At 44.9% G+C, this 13,914-nt stretch carries 18 protein-coding genes; 8 read left to right on the top strand and 10 right to left on the bottom strand.

The genetic code is table 11. The features are described 5' to 3' along the window. Positions 1 to 40 precede the first annotated feature (40 nt). Both Q4549_RS12275 and Q4549_RS12270 read left to right on the top strand, forming a co-directional pair. Complete coding sequence (locus tag Q4549_RS12275) at positions 41 to 919, top strand: N-acetylmuramidase domain-containing protein (RefSeq protein WP_303552145.1); 879 nt, start codon at positions 41 to 43, stop codon at positions 917 to 919. After that, positions 912 to 1,355: a hypothetical protein gene (locus Q4549_RS12270; RefSeq protein WP_303552142.1), complete on the top strand. Its 444-nt coding sequence runs from the start codon at positions 912 to 914 to the stop codon at positions 1,353 to 1,355. The genes Q4549_RS12275 and Q4549_RS12270 overlap by 8 nt, the downstream gene beginning before the upstream one ends. Positions 1,356 to 1,424: 69 nt before the next feature. On the opposite strand, the gene Q4549_RS12265 is transcribed toward Q4549_RS12270, so the two are convergent. The 5 genes from Q4549_RS12265 to Q4549_RS12245 form a co-directional block, all read right to left on the bottom strand. Then, entirely contained in the window at positions 1,425 to 2,612 is a 1,188-nt protein-coding gene (locus Q4549_RS12265; RefSeq protein ID WP_303552139.1) for an NAD(P)/FAD-dependent oxidoreductase, read from the bottom strand. 67 nt (positions 2,613 to 2,679) lie between these two features. Further along, entirely contained in the window at positions 2,680 to 4,209 is a 1,530-nt protein-coding gene (locus tag Q4549_RS12260; protein WP_303552137.1) for a copper resistance protein NlpE N-terminal domain-containing protein, read from the bottom strand. Positions 4,210 to 4,231: 22 nt separating this feature from the next. Continuing rightward, entirely contained in the window at positions 4,232 to 5,026 is a 795-nt protein-coding gene (locus Q4549_RS12255; RefSeq protein WP_303514631.1) for a Cof-type HAD-IIB family hydrolase, read from the bottom strand. A 36-nt stretch (positions 5,027 to 5,062) separates the two neighbouring features. Then, positions 5,063 to 6,064, bottom strand: coding sequence for an alpha/beta fold hydrolase (locus Q4549_RS12250; protein WP_303552134.1), 1,002 nt, complete (start codon positions 6,062 to 6,064; stop codon positions 5,063 to 5,065). Positions 6,065 to 6,185: 121 nt separating this feature from the next. Beyond that, on the bottom strand, positions 6,186 to 6,641 hold the full coding sequence (locus Q4549_RS12245; RefSeq protein ID WP_137672462.1) for a DUF2214 family protein: 456 nt from the start codon (positions 6,639 to 6,641) through the stop codon (positions 6,186 to 6,188). Between the two features lie 136 nt (positions 6,642 to 6,777). Here Q4549_RS12245 and Q4549_RS12240 point away from each other — a divergent pair, with 136 nt between their 5' ends. After that, a complete protein-coding gene (locus Q4549_RS12240; protein ID WP_303552131.1) occupies positions 6,778 to 7,698 on the top strand; it encodes a DMT family transporter in 921 nt (306 codons plus the stop codon). Here the strand turns inward: Q4549_RS12240 and Q4549_RS12235 are convergent. After that, the gene (locus Q4549_RS12235; RefSeq protein WP_303552129.1) at positions 7,645 to 8,013 is read right to left on the bottom strand and encodes a DUF2500 domain-containing protein; all 369 of its coding nucleotides are present in this window, start codon (positions 8,011 to 8,013) and stop codon (positions 7,645 to 7,647) included. The genes Q4549_RS12240 and Q4549_RS12235 overlap by 54 nt on opposite strands. A 323-nt stretch (positions 8,014 to 8,336) precedes the next feature. On the opposite strand from Q4549_RS12235, the gene Q4549_RS12230 reads away from it, so the two are divergent. The 3 genes from Q4549_RS12230 to Q4549_RS12220 are packed head-to-tail and all read left to right on the top strand — an operon-like array spanning position 8,337 to position 10,513. Next, complete coding sequence (locus tag Q4549_RS12230) at positions 8,337 to 10,022, top strand: YdbH domain-containing protein (protein WP_303552127.1); 1,686 nt, start codon at positions 8,337 to 8,339, stop codon at positions 10,020 to 10,022. A gap of 2 nt (positions 10,023 to 10,024) precedes the next feature. Further along, positions 10,025 to 10,180 carry a YnbE family lipoprotein gene (locus tag Q4549_RS12225; protein ID WP_174235933.1) on the top strand — a complete coding sequence of 52 codons (156 nt, stop codon included), beginning with the start codon at positions 10,025 to 10,027 and terminating at the stop codon, positions 10,178 to 10,180. Between the two features lie 6 nt (positions 10,181 to 10,186). Further along, positions 10,187 to 10,513, top strand: a complete 327-nt coding sequence (locus Q4549_RS12220; protein WP_303552124.1) for a YdbL family protein — start codon at positions 10,187 to 10,189, stop codon at positions 10,511 to 10,513. Here the strand turns inward: Q4549_RS12220 and Q4549_RS12215 are convergent. From Q4549_RS12215 to Q4549_RS12205, 3 genes are all read right to left on the bottom strand, one after another. Beyond that, positions 10,510 to 10,833, bottom strand: a complete 324-nt coding sequence (locus tag Q4549_RS12215) for a hypothetical protein (RefSeq protein ID WP_303552121.1) — start codon at positions 10,831 to 10,833, stop codon at positions 10,510 to 10,512. The two genes, Q4549_RS12220 and Q4549_RS12215, sit on opposite strands and share 4 nt — an antisense overlap. Then, entirely contained in the window at positions 10,830 to 11,141 is a 312-nt protein-coding gene (locus tag Q4549_RS12210) for a DUF1820 family protein (RefSeq protein WP_137672456.1), read from the bottom strand. The genes Q4549_RS12215 and Q4549_RS12210 overlap by 4 nt, the downstream gene beginning before the upstream one ends. A gap of 260 nt (positions 11,142 to 11,401) precedes the next feature. Then, positions 11,402 to 11,545 (bottom strand): hypothetical protein, encoded by a 144-nt coding sequence (locus Q4549_RS12205; protein ID WP_174235929.1) that lies wholly within the window; start codon positions 11,543 to 11,545, stop codon positions 11,402 to 11,404. Positions 11,546 to 11,826: 281 nt separating this feature from the next. Here Q4549_RS12205 and Q4549_RS12200 point away from each other — a divergent pair, with 281 nt between their 5' ends. Next, on the top strand, positions 11,827 to 12,216 hold the full coding sequence (locus Q4549_RS12200) for a SirB2 family protein (protein ID WP_303552118.1): 390 nt from the start codon (positions 11,827 to 11,829) through the stop codon (positions 12,214 to 12,216). A 13-nt stretch (positions 12,217 to 12,229) separates the two neighbouring features. Further along, on the top strand, positions 12,230 to 12,460 hold the full coding sequence (locus Q4549_RS12195) for a hypothetical protein (RefSeq protein WP_303552115.1): 231 nt from the start codon (positions 12,230 to 12,232) through the stop codon (positions 12,458 to 12,460). On the opposite strand, the gene Q4549_RS12190 is transcribed toward Q4549_RS12195, so the two are convergent. After that, a complete protein-coding gene (locus Q4549_RS12190) occupies positions 12,457 to 13,911 on the bottom strand; it encodes a TrkH family potassium uptake protein (protein ID WP_137672611.1) in 1,455 nt (484 codons plus the stop codon). The two genes, Q4549_RS12195 and Q4549_RS12190, sit on opposite strands and share 4 nt — an antisense overlap. Positions 13,912 to 13,914: the final 3 nt, after the last annotated feature.

Raw genomic sequence — 13,914 nt, 5'->3', positions numbered from 1 at the left:
ATAAAAATATTTTAAATATAGCTTTGTACAAGGAACAACAATGGCTAAGTTACAAATCACTCAATCAGTCGGAATGGGTGGCACAAATAAACCCAACGATGTAAAAGCAGTACAAGCTGCTTTGAACCAAATACTGGGACAAATTCCACCGACTAAAAAGTTAGTGGTAGACGGAAAATTAGGCTCAAAGCCAGAAAATTCAAAAACTGTAGCTGCGATTAAAGTCTTTCAAAAGAAAGTCGTTGGCATGGTGCGCCCGGACGGCAAGATTGACGCGAATGGTCGAAGTCATCGTAAATTAAATGAAAAATTAGACTTAACCGCTTTAAAAAAGTACTCGTTACCAGTAATTGGAAATAGTGAGAAGCTTCTAGAGTCAGACTTTGAAGCTGTAGCAAAGGCCTTGAAATGTGAAGTTGCTGCAGTTAAAGCTGTAGCTGAAGTAGAAAGCTCCGGGGACGCCTTTTTCAGCAATGGCAAGCCGAAGATACTTTTCGAAGCTCATATCTTTTCCAAGCTAACCAAGCGAATTTTTGACACCAGTCACCCCGAAATATCTAGTCGAACGTGGAATAGAAGTTTATATGCTGGTGGTATTGCTGAATATAAGCGATTGGAGAAAGCCATTAAACTGAATTCAAACGCTGCTATACAAGCTGCTTCGTGGGGGCGGTTTCAGATTATGGGGTTCAATTACAAGTTAGCGGGTTTTTCAACTGCAGAGAGTTTTGTTTCTGCAATGTTCAGCTCAGAGCGGAAACAATTAGATGCGTTTGCATCTTTTGTCGAAAAATCTAACTTAACCAAGCATATTCAAACAAAAGATTGGGCTGCTTTTGCTAAAGGTTATAACGGCTCACAGTATCACGTGAATAAATACGATGTTAAGTTGGAAAAGGCGTATAAAAAGTATGTTTAGTTCTCAATTTCTTAATAAGGTTTTAGTTGCTCTCGTTTCGATATTTAGCATGTCATGTAGTGTTGCAGAGGAATGTAAGAAAGAAGTTTTCGTGTGCAGTTCAACTGAGCCAGAGCTTGTTGCTCTAAAATTATGCGCTGGTATTAATGACTTTCATTTGGCTGAATTAGTTACAGAAGGGTACAGCTTTGATGCCAGCAGCCAGCCTGATGCCTTTATTAAAAGTAGTTACCATCGCGCAATGGTTGATGAGCATAGCGTAGAATTCAAGCTTGATAATATAAAAGTTATTGTTAGTGATTATCATAGCGAAGAGTTAGATGATGTAACGGGTGAGTTGAGTGTGACTTTACTCGAGGGTGAAAAAAAACGATATTTTGAATGTGATGCTGATAGTTTTAGTCATTTGCCAGACTACGCCAACACTACTCAGTAATTCGTTTGCGATGGAGTGGCTTGGATTTAACAAGTGCCACTCCTTTTGTTTTGATTCAATCAAAACAAATCAACAATCCAACCCACAAGCAACACCACTGGCCCACGCCCACTGGAAATTAAACCCGCCTAACCAACCACTTACGTCCATTACTTCGCCTATGAAGTACAAACCTTTTACCTTGTTTGCTTCCATGGTTTTAGAGCTAAGTTCGTTGGTATCTACACCGCCCAATGTTACTTCGGCTGTGCGGTAGCCTTCGGTGCCGTTCATGGTGATTTGCCAATTGTTGAGTTGAGCGGCAATGCTGTCGCGTTCGCCATGGCCAAGTTGATTTAGTGCTTTGGCTAGCATGGCTTCTTCAAACAGGGCTTCTACTAAGCGTTTGGGTAACCATTGGCTTAGAGTGTTTTTAAGGCTTTGTTTGGGGTGCTGTAGCAATACTTGTTCTAGCAGTGCTGCGGCATTTTGCTTAGGGAGTAAATCAATGCCAATGGCTTCACCGGGTTGCCAATAGTTTGATATTTGTAAAATGGCGGGGCCAGAGAGGCCACGATGAGTGAACAATAGGGCTTCGCTAAATTGCTTGCCGTTGGCGGCGGTTATGCAGCTCGGAACGGCAATGCCCGAGAGCGCTTCAAAGCGTTCTTTCTGCTCGGTATGCCAAGTAAATGGCACTAAACCTGCGCGAGTAGGGAGCACTTTTAAGCCAAATTGTTCAGCCACTTTATAGCCAAAAGGCGTAGCGCCTAATTTAGGCATAGACAAGCCGCCTGTAGCAATCACTATGGCGTTACTTTGGTAAGTTTGACCGCCAGCGCTTACTTCAAACTGTTGTCCTGCTAACTGTTTAATGTACTTAATTTCACTGCGTAGGCTGATGCTTACACCCGCCCAATCACACTCGGTAAGCAGCATGTCTACTATCTCTTTCGCGTTGTCATTGCAGAATAGTTGGCCGTGGTCTCGCTCGTGGTATTCAATGCCATGGCGTTCTACTAATTCGATGAAGTTGCTAGAAGGGTAGCGGGCTAATGCCGATTTAACGAAATGAGGGTTTTCACACAGGAAGTTGTCTGGCGCGACGTGTTGATTGGTAAAGTTACAACGGCCACCGCCACTAATTAGTATTTTTCGACCGGCTTTTTTAGCGTTATCAATGACTAATACCGAACGGCCGCGATAGCCTGCCGTAGCAGCACACATTAGACCTGCAGCGCCTGCGCCAATAATGATTACGTCGAATTGCTGTGTCATAACTTGCCCCTGAAAAATCAGGGGCATTGTAACGCTAGCGCTGAGATTGAGCTAGCAATGTCTGTGGCTAGTTAAGCGCTCGCCCTGCGCCAGAGCTAAAGGCTTCAGCTTGAAAGGTAATACCGCTTACAGGGGCTGGCGAAGGAGCCTCTGGTTGAACGCTAGGGTTTAGCGGGTAACTTAGGCCGTCAAAGCGTAATAAACGCAGCCCTGGTGTGGCGCCGCCGCCCGATACTTGTATTAATAAATCTTGCCAGCGGGCATTGCTTGATGTGGCCAGAAAGAACGGCGTATGCACTAACGTTGTTTTGCTTAAGAAACGGTGATTGTTATCTTTGGCTTCAAATACCAATAAACTACAACCGCCGCTACCACACCAGTCTACGTAGCTAATAATTTCGTCTTTACCATCGCCGTTTAAATCAAACTTCCACCATTGGTACTTGGTGCCATTTAGCTCGGTGCGATGCAACTTGAAGTACTGCTTTAATGCCGCCTCTACCTCAGGGTTGTATTCGCTGCTGGCCTTTAAGGTGGCGGGCTCAAAGCTGCGTTGATGGTAAGTCTTTTTAGTTTTACTGTTATGCGCCATGGCTGGACCGTTCATTTTCATCATATTAAGGCCAGCGCTGCCTTGTTGCTGAGACTCTGGGTTGCGTAAACGCAGTAGGCGTCCGTCCCAATCAAAAATCATATCGCTTTTAACTTGCTGATTACGGCTTTGGCTAACGGTAAATGCCAGGCTAGTTTGGTTTAGTGGGTACCAATAACCTTTTTCAACAAAGCTTTTGTCTTGTTCTAAATAGGTGTTTTGTAGCTGGGCGCTAAAATCACCATTTAGGGTTAAATCTACCACTCGGCCAGATCCCGATGCAGTAGGCAGTTTTACTTGATAATAACCGGCGAGTAAGTCTACATGCTGCTCGAAGGGGCGGCGGGCACAACCTTGGTATACTTTACCCTTGTAGGTGAGCTCTGCGGTATAGGGATACACGCTGTCGGCCATGGTATCCATGCACTGCTGCTTGGTTACGCTAAGGTAAAGGTCAGCACCGGCTTGCCAAAAATGAACGCCTTTATCTATACCACTGCGAGTAATTGCTTGGTTGGCTGCACCAGACATCGTGCTGAGCAGAATTTTGTTTTCTTCTACATCTATTCGCCAGCTAGGTTCGTTACCCCAAGCGCTAAGCTCGGAAACACTAAACTCGCAACCAGGGCCTTCAGACGCTAGGTATTGCCAGCTTTCAGGAACAATTTTAGCAATATAGTCAGCCTGTGGAGCTTGCTTGCTTACGTTATCGAAGCGGCCCATCATTTCTACGTGTAGTTGGCTGTTGTCGGCAAAGCGTTCTAGCAGTTGTTTGTCTGCTGAAGAAAACTCTACCCAGTACTGGCTACTGCCTTGGCAGGGGGTAAATATAGCCCCTTGTTTGTTGAGCTGAAGTTGGCCGGTAAGCTGAGTGGCGGGGTTGAGTTTAACCGCTACTTTAACTGGCTCAACCTTTTTGGGTGGGGCGGGAGGTGGCGTTTGAGAACACGCAAATAAACTGATACAACTTACTGCTGCAATGCCAAGTACCTTAACAAACCTCATTACCTTTCCCTTTTAAATACCGCTACAACTTGAAAGTGCCGATAAGAAACTCAGCGACTCCATTTTCTTTGTTGCTAAGTGTTTGTTCTAAATGAGGTAAAGTCAACTTTAAACGGTCATGCGCGTTGGCCATGATCACACCTTTTCCTACCAAAGCCAGCATTTCCTTGTCATTTAAGCCATCGCCAAAGGCAATGCAATTTTCAGCAGAGATAGATTTTTGTTGTAACACTGCATTTAGGGCCTCGCCCTTGTTAGCTTTAGCGGTCATTACTTCAAGGCAATCGGTAAGGGAAAAGGTGATGTTTAGTGCATCGCCAAACTTCGCCACCAGTTCTTTTTCCAGCTCAAGCAATATTTCATGGTCGGCAACAAAAAATAGCTTACAGATATGCTGATGCTCTAAATCTTCAAAATGCGTGACTTGATAATTGAAGCCGGAGTGTTGGTTAAACGAGCGCACATATTCGTTTTCTTGTTCAACGTACCAATTGTCTTCATGGTAAATATTTCGGTGTAGTGGATACTTAGCTGAAATATCTAAAATGCCTTGGATTTGCTCAGAGTTTAAATCGGCTCGATACAGCACTTCGCCTTGTTTGTTATGCACTCGTGCACCGTTTGAGGTGATTAAATACATGGGGAAATCAAACTGATCGGCGATCGGTCTTACATCAATATAATGGCGGCCAGTAGCAATTAAAAACTTCACGTTTTGCTGGTACAAGCGGGTAACCGTTTGCATTGTGTGTTCAGATATTTGATGTTCGCCGTTTAACAGCGTGCCATCTAAATCAGTGGCGATAAGTTGATACATATTAGCTCCTTGGTAAACCACTAAAGCGGGTTACTGCTAGTTAGAATGCTGAGCAAAAAACGCGAGAATGTTGTTTAACGCTGGGTTACGAAGAGTATCGCGCTCAAACAGTATCTCGTGTCGTGAACCGGCGATAATCTTAAATTGCCCCTGATCATTCGAGCTGGTCATCGCCTTAAAAAAGGCCCGTTGGGCAGCTGCGGTAACTATAGAATCCTGCTCAGCTTGTAGTAATAATAGTGGAAGATTAATGCTCTTGGCGTGTTCTATTATCTGCTGCATAGCGGTAAAACTTTGGTGAAGCCAACGATTTGTTGGGCCGCCAAGTTGTATTTGTGGGTAACTAAGATAAACCTGCTGCATTTGCTTAAAACGCGCTTCACTATGGGTAAGGTGATTGTTGTTAAAACCACAGTGTTTGTAGTTAGATTGGCCTACCGCATAATAAGGACCGCGTTGTAATGAGTGCTCTAATCGACTCATTGTTGCAGCAAGAGAGGTGGCAATTAATTTGGGCACTAATCCTAGGTTTATACCAAACATAGGCGCAGATAGCGCCGCCGCGTTAAATATACCGGGGTGCTGCTGTAAGTAATGGGCGGCAATCGCGCCACCCATAGAGTGGGCCAATATAAAACGGTGTGAGTAGGTTTGGCTAAGCACCTGTTGTTCAATAAGCTGAGCCAGGTCGTCTACATAATATTGAAACTGCGCCACATCACCAGGCTGGTGGCGAGCCGACTCTCTGTCTGATAGCCCTTGGCCACGGTGGTCGATAATAAAAACATCATAGCCTTGTTGAGCCAAGTCGTAGGCCAGTTCATCGTATTTTAGGTAAGCTTCGGTTCGCCCAGGAGATACTACTATTGCCTGCTGGTTTGGTGTCTCTGCAGTGACTTTTACATAGTGAATATTTAAACCATTCACCCCAGTAAAGCTGGCTGGCTGAGCATGCTTTTGCCAATAGGGATCAATCTTCTCTGGATACACCGTGTCGAGCTCATGCTCTTGGCTGAGCCGGAAAGATGGAGTAGGCATATCGTAAACCTCAAACGCTAAGTGTTGTTCGCTGTGCTTATCTATACAACAGGCACGACAACAAAAACAGCCTAAAGGTAACTTTAGATCTTAATTGCTCGTTTAAGAGGTAAAACGGTGTTTAGTTACCAAACCCGGCACGCGCTAACGTTACCAACATTGGGATTAACAATAACACCCCTAGCTCTAAACGAATTAGCCAAATGACCGACGAGTGTTGGCGGTAGCTAATCATTGAAGGTTTACCTTGCTTTAAGGCTCGGCGCCAACGGTAAAAGGTAGATGAAGGGTAAAGAGATAACAGCACTACCACAAAAAATAGCAGCATTTTTAAGGCAAAAAATGGATTGTCTAGGTAAGTTTGGCTGGTGCTATGGAAAATAAATAATCTTAGCGCGCCAGTAATAAAAATCAGCACGGTAGAAAATGCGTGGGTGGCATCGGCTAATAACAGCTTTTTAACGTCGTCTTCGTTCATTCCACGGCGAAACAGAAAGGCTTCAGAGTACAGCGCACCAGCCAGCAAAATAATTGCTGTTACATGCAATCCTGCATTAATAGCCTCGAGTAGACTCATTGATCGTTATCCATGAATTAATGTTGTATTAGAAAACGCTATCAGCGCGATGGCGGATAGTACTGCAAATCACCGGCTGATGCTATACCCTAACAGCCCTAAGTGCTTGAGGTCTAGAGTGAGAAAGGAAGGTTTCATGAAAGGAAAGCTGTTGGCCTATGGTTTACTGGTTTTACCGCCGCTATTCTGGGCCGGAAATTTTGTTACAGGCCGTTATATTTCAGACCAAGTGCCGGCCATGTCTTTATCTTACTGGCGCTGGACCTTAGCAATGTTGATTGCCATGCCCTTGTTGTATTCCAGTATGTGGCGCCAGCGAGCAGTAATTAAAGCTAATTGGCTGCGTATTAGCACTTTAGCGTGTTTGGGTGTGGCAGGTTTCAACTCTTGCGTGTATATCGGTTTGCAAAGCACTACGGCTACCAACGCCCTCATTATTAATTCAATGATTCCCATATTCATTCTGCTGGTGAGCTGGATAGCGCTAAAACAAAAAATTTCTGCTCGGCAATTGTTGGGGATTGGTTTGTCGTTTGTTGGGGTATTGGCTTTGTTAGTAAAAGGCCAATGGCAGCAACTCGCCAGCCTAAGCATTAATCAAGGTGACGCATGGATCGTGTTGTCATCGTTAGTATGGGCACTGTATTCAATAGGTTTGCGTTTTAAGCCCGCCGATCTAGGTGGTGCAGCATTCCTAGGTTGTACCTTAGTGGTAGGCTCGTTAGTGCTTAGCCCATTTTATTGGCTAAACCTGCCACAAGCCGCGTTTAACCTCAGTTATGATGCTATGGCTGCCTTGGCCTATGTCGCCATTTTCCCTTCTTTACTGGCTTATTTAGCCTGGAACTACGGAGTAAAAATTGTTGGGGCTAATCTTGCTGGTCAATATATTCATTTAATGCCGTTATTTGGCGCGGTGCTTAGTGTGAGTTTTTTGGGCGAACAGTTAGCGGCCTACCATGCATTGGGCGCGATGTTTATAGCCGCGGGTCTGCTGGTGGCCTTATTGCCCTTCGCTATCTTGCGCGCTCGCTTGGCCCGCTTCAAAGCTCACTAAACGACTACCTTGAATGGTGAGTTCGCCTTCAAGATCTTGGGTAAGCTGATTAAACTGCTTACGCTTAACTTGAAAGCGGCGTGATTCACCTCCCTCAAGGGGGGTGAATTCAAGAAAATAGCGGTAGCGAGTGTGTAAGTCTTCATTTTCTTTACCGGGACGGGTTATCGGAATTTCATCACGTTTAGACACTGTTACCCACAAACTGTGTAAGGGTTGTTGCGAATCCCAGCGGCGCTGCTGTACGTTACGCCATAGTTGAAAAACCACCATGCCGATGATGATGGTCATGACCAAAAACCACCACCATGGCATTAGCGTGTTCCCCGCGTTACTGTTACACCCATATACGTAGCTCCTTGATAAGAAAAAGAATGCGGCGGCTAATAAAACTGATTAATAGTCTTAAGTTTTTGTCGCTTTTAGCTGATTCGTCAAGCTCAAATAATTATTGAGCAAGTTGTTTGCTCGTTATTCAAGGCAAAAACGCTTAGTATTCAAACATACCCTTAAGCCAAAATGGAAGTAATCGCTTGCGTGGAAAGGCCCGTCATTCAGCCTTGAAGAGCCCTTGTTTTATTCAAACTCTTAGCTTAAATATATGCGTTTTTATGGCGTGTGTTTTTAGTAGCGTGTGCTTGGCGAATACTCAGCTGCTTGCTGCGATGGCTCAAAGTGAGTGGGGCGGATGCCCGGCTGTGCATACCGAAGGGTTGAGTATTACTGCCATCCCACTATCTGTGAGTATTGAGAGCGTACATCTAGATGTGTCTTGTTTGCTAGATACCGAGCCAGACGCTAGTTCTGAGACTATTGACCCCGCAAAGTTACAGGCTGCCAGCCAGCAAATGTTTGAACAATTGTTGGCGCTTCCTCAAGCATTGAGTGCTAGCCAGATTGAAGTGAAAAACTTGCAGCTTAGCGCTCACCAGCAGTTAATTACTCAGGGCAAGCTTGGGTTAAAACAGCAAGGTCAGCAATGGCAGCTTAACTATCAAGAGCAAGGCCCCAATTCGACTAGTCAGTTTAGTTTACTGATATTGCCTAAAAGCAGCCATATCTCTTTGAGCGGCATGTTAGACAAAATGCTTTTAGCGCGTTTAGCCACGCTTAGCCAACAACGCTGGTTAGCTGATTCGCGACTACATAATCTCGATTTTTCGCTAAGTGGTTTAGTGGGGCAGGAGCTGAAACTTAAAGGCGCGCTTAACTTGCCAGAGATCGATGCCTCTTTTACCGCCAAGCTAAGCCAATGGAACAACTGGCACTTAAAGTTAGCAAGTTCGCCCTTAAGTATTGCCGACATCAATTTACCTGCGGCAAACTGGCAATTAACCAAAGACTCTTGGCGGGTGAGTGTTGATGATTGGCAAGCCCAAGGCTCCGGCAGCTGGCAACTAAGCCCTGAACTGGCTGTTAAAGGTCGCTTAAGCAGCGATAACCTTCTTCCCCTGCAACAAGCCTTTATTGATTTGCCAGAGCCAGCAAATTTGTTATCCGCTGCCGCTACCGTGGATTTTACTTGGCAATCGCAACAGCTAACAGGGCAGATTGATGCCACGACAATCAATGCACTGTGGGGAGAGTTACGTTTTGATGATGCAAGCATAACCAGTGCGTTTAGCTATCAACCTCAGCTGGGCTGGCAGCATCAAGGTGAGCTTTCGCTGGCACAATGGGATATTGGTATTCCCCTAACAGAGCTTGCTCTGCACTGGCAGCAACCTACGTTTTCGCCGATAACTCAATGGCAAAGTCTGCTATTGCAGAATATTTCTTTCAAGGTATTAGGTGGGCAAGCTCAGCTTGAAGAAGTGCCTTTAGCGTTACCAAATACGGCCTTACTAAAATTAGAGAAAATTCAGTTAGAGCAGTTAGTTAAGCTGTATCCTGAGTTGGGTTTAAGTATGCATGGCTCGGTATCGGGTCGTTTACCGATGCGCTTTGGTGAGCAAGGCATCGCGATTACTGATGGTGAGCTGGCGGTAGTAGAACCGAGCGGTCATATTTCGCTAACTCATCAATCCTTAGTGGCGGTTAAGGCGCAGCATGCTTCTCTTGATTTTGCGTTAAGCTTATTAGAAGACTTTGATTATGAAACACTTGCAGCCGAGGTAGATTTTGCCGAAGATGGGCAACTGGATATGCAGGTAAAGCTTATTGGGCGTAATCAACAAGTCAGCCCGCGCTTGGTAACCTTAAATTACGGCCACCAAGAAAACATTTATCAGCTATTACGTAGTTTACGTATTGGCGAACAACTGTCAGGACAACTGCAGCAATGGATAGACGACACATCTTCGTTAGCAGCGCCATCACCTTAACCATGGTACTCGGCCTTGCGGCCTGTACTCCTAAGGTTGAAGTGGCGGTAGATAAACCAATTACGGTTAACCTCAATGTAAAAATTGATCATGAGATTCGAGTGCGTGTAGATAAGCAACTTGATGATTTATTTAGTGACGATAGCGGACTGTTTTAGGAGAGCATGATGAAATGGAATAGCTGGATATTAGTCTTACTGTTGAGCTTAAGCTTTTCTGTAGCGGCAATTGATTTAGATGACGCCAAAACCAAAGGCTGGGTAGGCGAGCAAAGCAACGGTTTATTAGGTGTAGTAAGTCACAGCGGTGAAGTGACAAGCTTGGTGGAGAGTATTAACCAAAAGCGCTTGGCTAAATACAAGCAGATAGCTAAAGAGAACGGCTTAACAGAGCAACAAGTGGCAACCTTGGCAGGTAAAAAAGCCATTGAGCGCAGTAATAGTGGCGCTTATGTGCAATCACCGTCGGGCGATTGGCTGAAAAAACCTTAGTGTTGGTGTAGGTAGTGAGTGATTTCGCTCACTAGCTGCTGATAGCAACGCAAAGTGTTCTCTAAATCTACTGCTAGTTGTTCGCTGTGTTTTAATTGTTGAACGCAGCGGTTTAGAGTCGGGCTAGCCACTAGCGCCGCTATTCCTTGCAACTGCAGTAACAATCCGTCAGGACATTGCTGATTACTGACTGCTAGTTGAAGTTGTGCTAATTCTTGATCGCTACCGGCGATAAAATCTGTCAGCCAATGTTTTAGTAGGTCTTGGTGACCAAATTGGGCTTTTAGTTTAAACCAATCAATGATTGAATCGTTGCTCATTGTTTAGGGGTATACAGATTTGAGGGGAAGGGGGTAATGGTGGCATCTTCATGAATTTTGGCAAGCCCTAGTTTATCTACTTCATCAATGCGCAATATATTGTGCATAGGCACAAACGTTTTCGACACTCCAGAAAACTCTGTTTTCAACTTCTCTACCGCAGGGTCAACGATCAGTTGAGCGCGCGCATCAAATACAAAATCTGCAAGCTCAACAAAACCCATCAGGGTGCCTTGATTAACCTGCCTAGCGTACAACTCGTAGGTTTTTCCATTACTAATAAAGCTTACTCGGTATAACTGCGACATTCCGTTACTCGCTGGGTGATAAGTTAACAGCTTTGATGCTTTATAAATCTACCTATAAATAGGCATTAAAGATATTAATTGTAACTACAATCGCAAGCCGAAAGCTAGCGCTGCTGCTGCAAATTCACAATCTTTACAAAGCGATTTAACTATTTGTTTTAGGTGGGCTTTATGGGTTTATGTTTTTTGTTATTAGGGGTGAAAACTGAGGCTTGTTAGTAAAGGTTTAAACAAAATCGGCAGCCTAGGCTGCCGATTTTTTATTTATCTTCTGAATCTATTGGATCAAACTCGGACATTTCATTTGGGTCTACACCCAATTCTTGGCAGGCATCTAAAAATGAGGCCCCAGTGTGGCACATCAAAATATCGATGGCAGGTAGCATATTTGGCGCTTCTGACATGACCGACTCCGGCATTTGTTAATGAAAAGATAATAAAGTAGCAACACTCTCCCATAGTTTAGCAGATCGCCCAAGAGAGCTAGATCACGTTATTTGTGATGAATTGGTGGCGAAATCGGCAAAACGGAAAGGTTAATGTGAGGTATGCCCTGTTATTGTTTTTATAATCAGGCACCTAGCTTTAGTTATTGAATTGTTACTGATGAAAAAAGTTTGTGGTATTAAAGCCAAGTTAATACACTGAGCGCTGTGATAATTGTTTACTAAAATAAGGATATGAAATGCTCGAGTACTACCCAATGGTAAAACACCTGCATATGACCTTGGCTATGCTCAGTATTCTCGGCTTTATTTTTCGTTGGATTTTAGCGCTTCTCAAATCACCCATGCTCAATAAAAAATGGCTGAAAATTACCCCACACATCATTGATACCTGCTTGTTAGTGGCTGCTATTTTATTGTGTGTTATGTTGCAGCAATACCCTATTGCTCAAGATTGGCTGAGCGCAAAAGTAGTGTTGCTGGTGGTATATATTGTGCTGGGTATATTTGCTCTTAAGCGCGCGCCAAATCAGTTGGTACGTTTAGTGGCGGGCTTAGCGGCAATAGCGGTATTTGCTCAATTGTTGGCCGTGGCGTTTAGCCGCTCGCCTCTTGGCATGTTTGCATAGGCTGGGCTGATTTATGTTACTTGGGGCGCTGCGTTCTTTATTGCTCACTTTGTGGCGCTTTTCTACCATCTACAGCATTGTAGTGATTACCTTGTTGTATTGCCGTATCGCTGGCGTTGATTTTGAAACAGTGGATACCGGCAGTAATCAGCACAAAATGATTATTATTGGGCTGTACTTTGTCTACCTAGGGGTTTGGTGGTGGGCGAACCCTTATCTCTTGCGAGGTCGTCGCCAAGCTTAACGATAGCGCCAGTAAGCAGGTAAAAATAGCACCAATACTGTGAGCACTTCTAAGCGGCCTAATAACATCCCCAATGATAACAACCATTTGGCCGAATCAGGCAGCAAATGGAAGTTATGGTCGGGGCCGATCACTCTTCCTAATCCTGGCCCTACATTGGCTAAAGCGGTCATTGCGCCAGACAGCGCAGTAATGGGGTCTAAACCCAGCAAGGCTAAGCCACTGGCGAGTAGAATTAAGGTGAAGAAAAAGGCGAAAATAAACGCTACCAGTGAGCGTACATGTTGCTCGCTAACTAATCGGCCGTTGTAGCGATGAGGGTATATACCATTAGGATGTACCAACTGCTTTAACTGGCGCGAGAACAAGCCGCTGGCCAGCTGAAAACGGAAAATCTTAATCCCGCCAGAGGTTGAACCAGAACACGCTCCCACCAGCATCAAAAAGATAAACAGTACGGTCGTAAAGTTACCCCAATGACTAAAATCAGTTAAGCCATAGCCAGTGGTCGTGACGATAGAGATAATATTAAAGATACTGATGCGCAATGCATCCAGCAGCGAAAATGTGCCGTGTAACCACAGCCATAAGCTCATCATTCCGCCCACTACTGCGATTAGAATGATAAAGCCTCTTACCTGCGCGTCGCGCCAAATATAGTGTATATCTTTATGGCGAAGTGTTTGCACCAATAGTAAAAATGGCAAACCACCTAATAACATAAAGGCGCTGCCCACCCAGTGGCTGGCATTGCTAAAGTGCGCCATTGATTCGTCTGAAGTGGAGTAGCCGCCGGTGGATATGGTGGTCATGGCATGGTTAATGGCTTCAAACCAATCCATGCCGGTTAAGTGGTAGGCCAGCGCGCATAGCATCGATAACAGCAGATAAACTTTGAGAATATTGCTGGCCACATTTTTAGTTTTAGGGGTATTTTTGTCAGACCAATCGGAGGATTCGGTTTGGAATAAACGCATACCGCCAACATTTAAAAATGGCAAAATGGCTACGCTTAAAACAATAAAGCCGATACCGCCTAACCATTGCAGCATAGAGCGCCATAGTAGCGCGCTTTTGGGCATCTCATCCAAACCTGCCAGTACCGTTGAGCCCGTGGTGGTGAGGCCAGACATGGTTTCAAAAAAGGCGTCGGTAAAGCTGATGTGGTCGATACGATACAGCGGCAGTGCCCCAAATACACAGGCCACTAGCCATACGGTGGTGGTAAGCAGAAACATGCCACGAACTGACAGTTTAAAAGATGGCTTTTTCCCCCAGCGAATCAGAGCAAAGGCCACGGTTTGGGTCACTATGATGGTGTAAAAGAATTCAACGTAACCGGATTCGTCGTAAGCCATGCCTAAAGCAAGCGGGGCTAGCATGAGTAGGCTGAGTTTAGACAGCACAATGCCTGTAACAAACATGATGGGCCGAAGATCGGGGGTAATCATCAT

The organism is Agarivorans sp. 2_MG-2023 (assembly GCF_030548085.1).
In the GTDB taxonomy this organism is placed as follows: Bacteria; Pseudomonadota; Gammaproteobacteria; order Enterobacterales; family Celerinatantimonadaceae; genus Agarivorans.
Note: the sequence above shows the minus strand (reverse complement) of the source record. Positions and strands in the feature narration are given on the sequence as shown.

Coding starts and splice junctions, on each gene's coding strand:
- Q4549_RS12275 (WP_303552145.1), top strand. CDS start 41: ATGGCTAAGTTACAAATCACTCAATCAGTCGGAATGGGTGGCACAAAT.
- Q4549_RS12270 (WP_303552142.1), top strand. CDS start 912: ATGTTTAGTTCTCAATTTCTTAATAAGGTTTTAGTTGCTCTCGTTTCG.
- Q4549_RS12265 (WP_303552139.1), bottom strand. CDS start 2,612: ATGACACAGCAATTCGACGTAATCATTATTGGCGCAGGCGCTGCAGGT.
- Q4549_RS12260 (WP_303552137.1), bottom strand. CDS start 4,209: ATGAGGTTTGTTAAGGTACTTGGCATTGCAGCAGTAAGTTGTATCAGT.
- Q4549_RS12255 (WP_303514631.1), bottom strand. CDS start 5,026: ATGTATCAACTTATCGCCACTGATTTAGATGGCACGCTGTTAAACGGC.
- Q4549_RS12250 (WP_303552134.1), bottom strand. CDS start 6,064: ATGCCTACTCCATCTTTCCGGCTCAGCCAAGAGCATGAGCTCGACACG.
- Q4549_RS12245 (WP_137672462.1), bottom strand. CDS start 6,641: ATGAGTCTACTCGAGGCTATTAATGCAGGATTGCATGTAACAGCAATT.
- Q4549_RS12240 (WP_303552131.1), top strand. CDS start 6,778: ATGAAAGGAAAGCTGTTGGCCTATGGTTTACTGGTTTTACCGCCGCTA.
- Q4549_RS12235 (WP_303552129.1), bottom strand. CDS start 8,013: ATGCCATGGTGGTGGTTTTTGGTCATGACCATCATCATCGGCATGGTG.
- Q4549_RS12225 (WP_174235933.1), top strand. CDS start 10,025: ATGGTACTCGGCCTTGCGGCCTGTACTCCTAAGGTTGAAGTGGCGGTA.
- Q4549_RS12220 (WP_303552124.1), top strand. CDS start 10,187: ATGATGAAATGGAATAGCTGGATATTAGTCTTACTGTTGAGCTTAAGC.
- Q4549_RS12215 (WP_303552121.1), bottom strand. CDS start 10,833: ATGAGCAACGATTCAATCATTGATTGGTTTAAACTAAAAGCCCAATTT.
- Q4549_RS12210 (WP_137672456.1), bottom strand. CDS start 11,141: ATGTCGCAGTTATACCGAGTAAGCTTTATTAGTAATGGAAAAACCTAC.
- Q4549_RS12205 (WP_174235929.1), bottom strand. CDS start 11,545: ATGTCAGAAGCGCCAAATATGCTACCTGCCATCGATATTTTGATGTGC.
- Q4549_RS12200 (WP_303552118.1), top strand. CDS start 11,827: ATGCTCGAGTACTACCCAATGGTAAAACACCTGCATATGACCTTGGCT.
- Q4549_RS12195 (WP_303552115.1), top strand. CDS start 12,230: ATGTTACTTGGGGCGCTGCGTTCTTTATTGCTCACTTTGTGGCGCTTT.
- Q4549_RS12190 (WP_137672611.1), bottom strand. CDS start 13,911: ATGATTACCCCCGATCTTCGGCCCATCATGTTTGTTACAGGCATTGTG.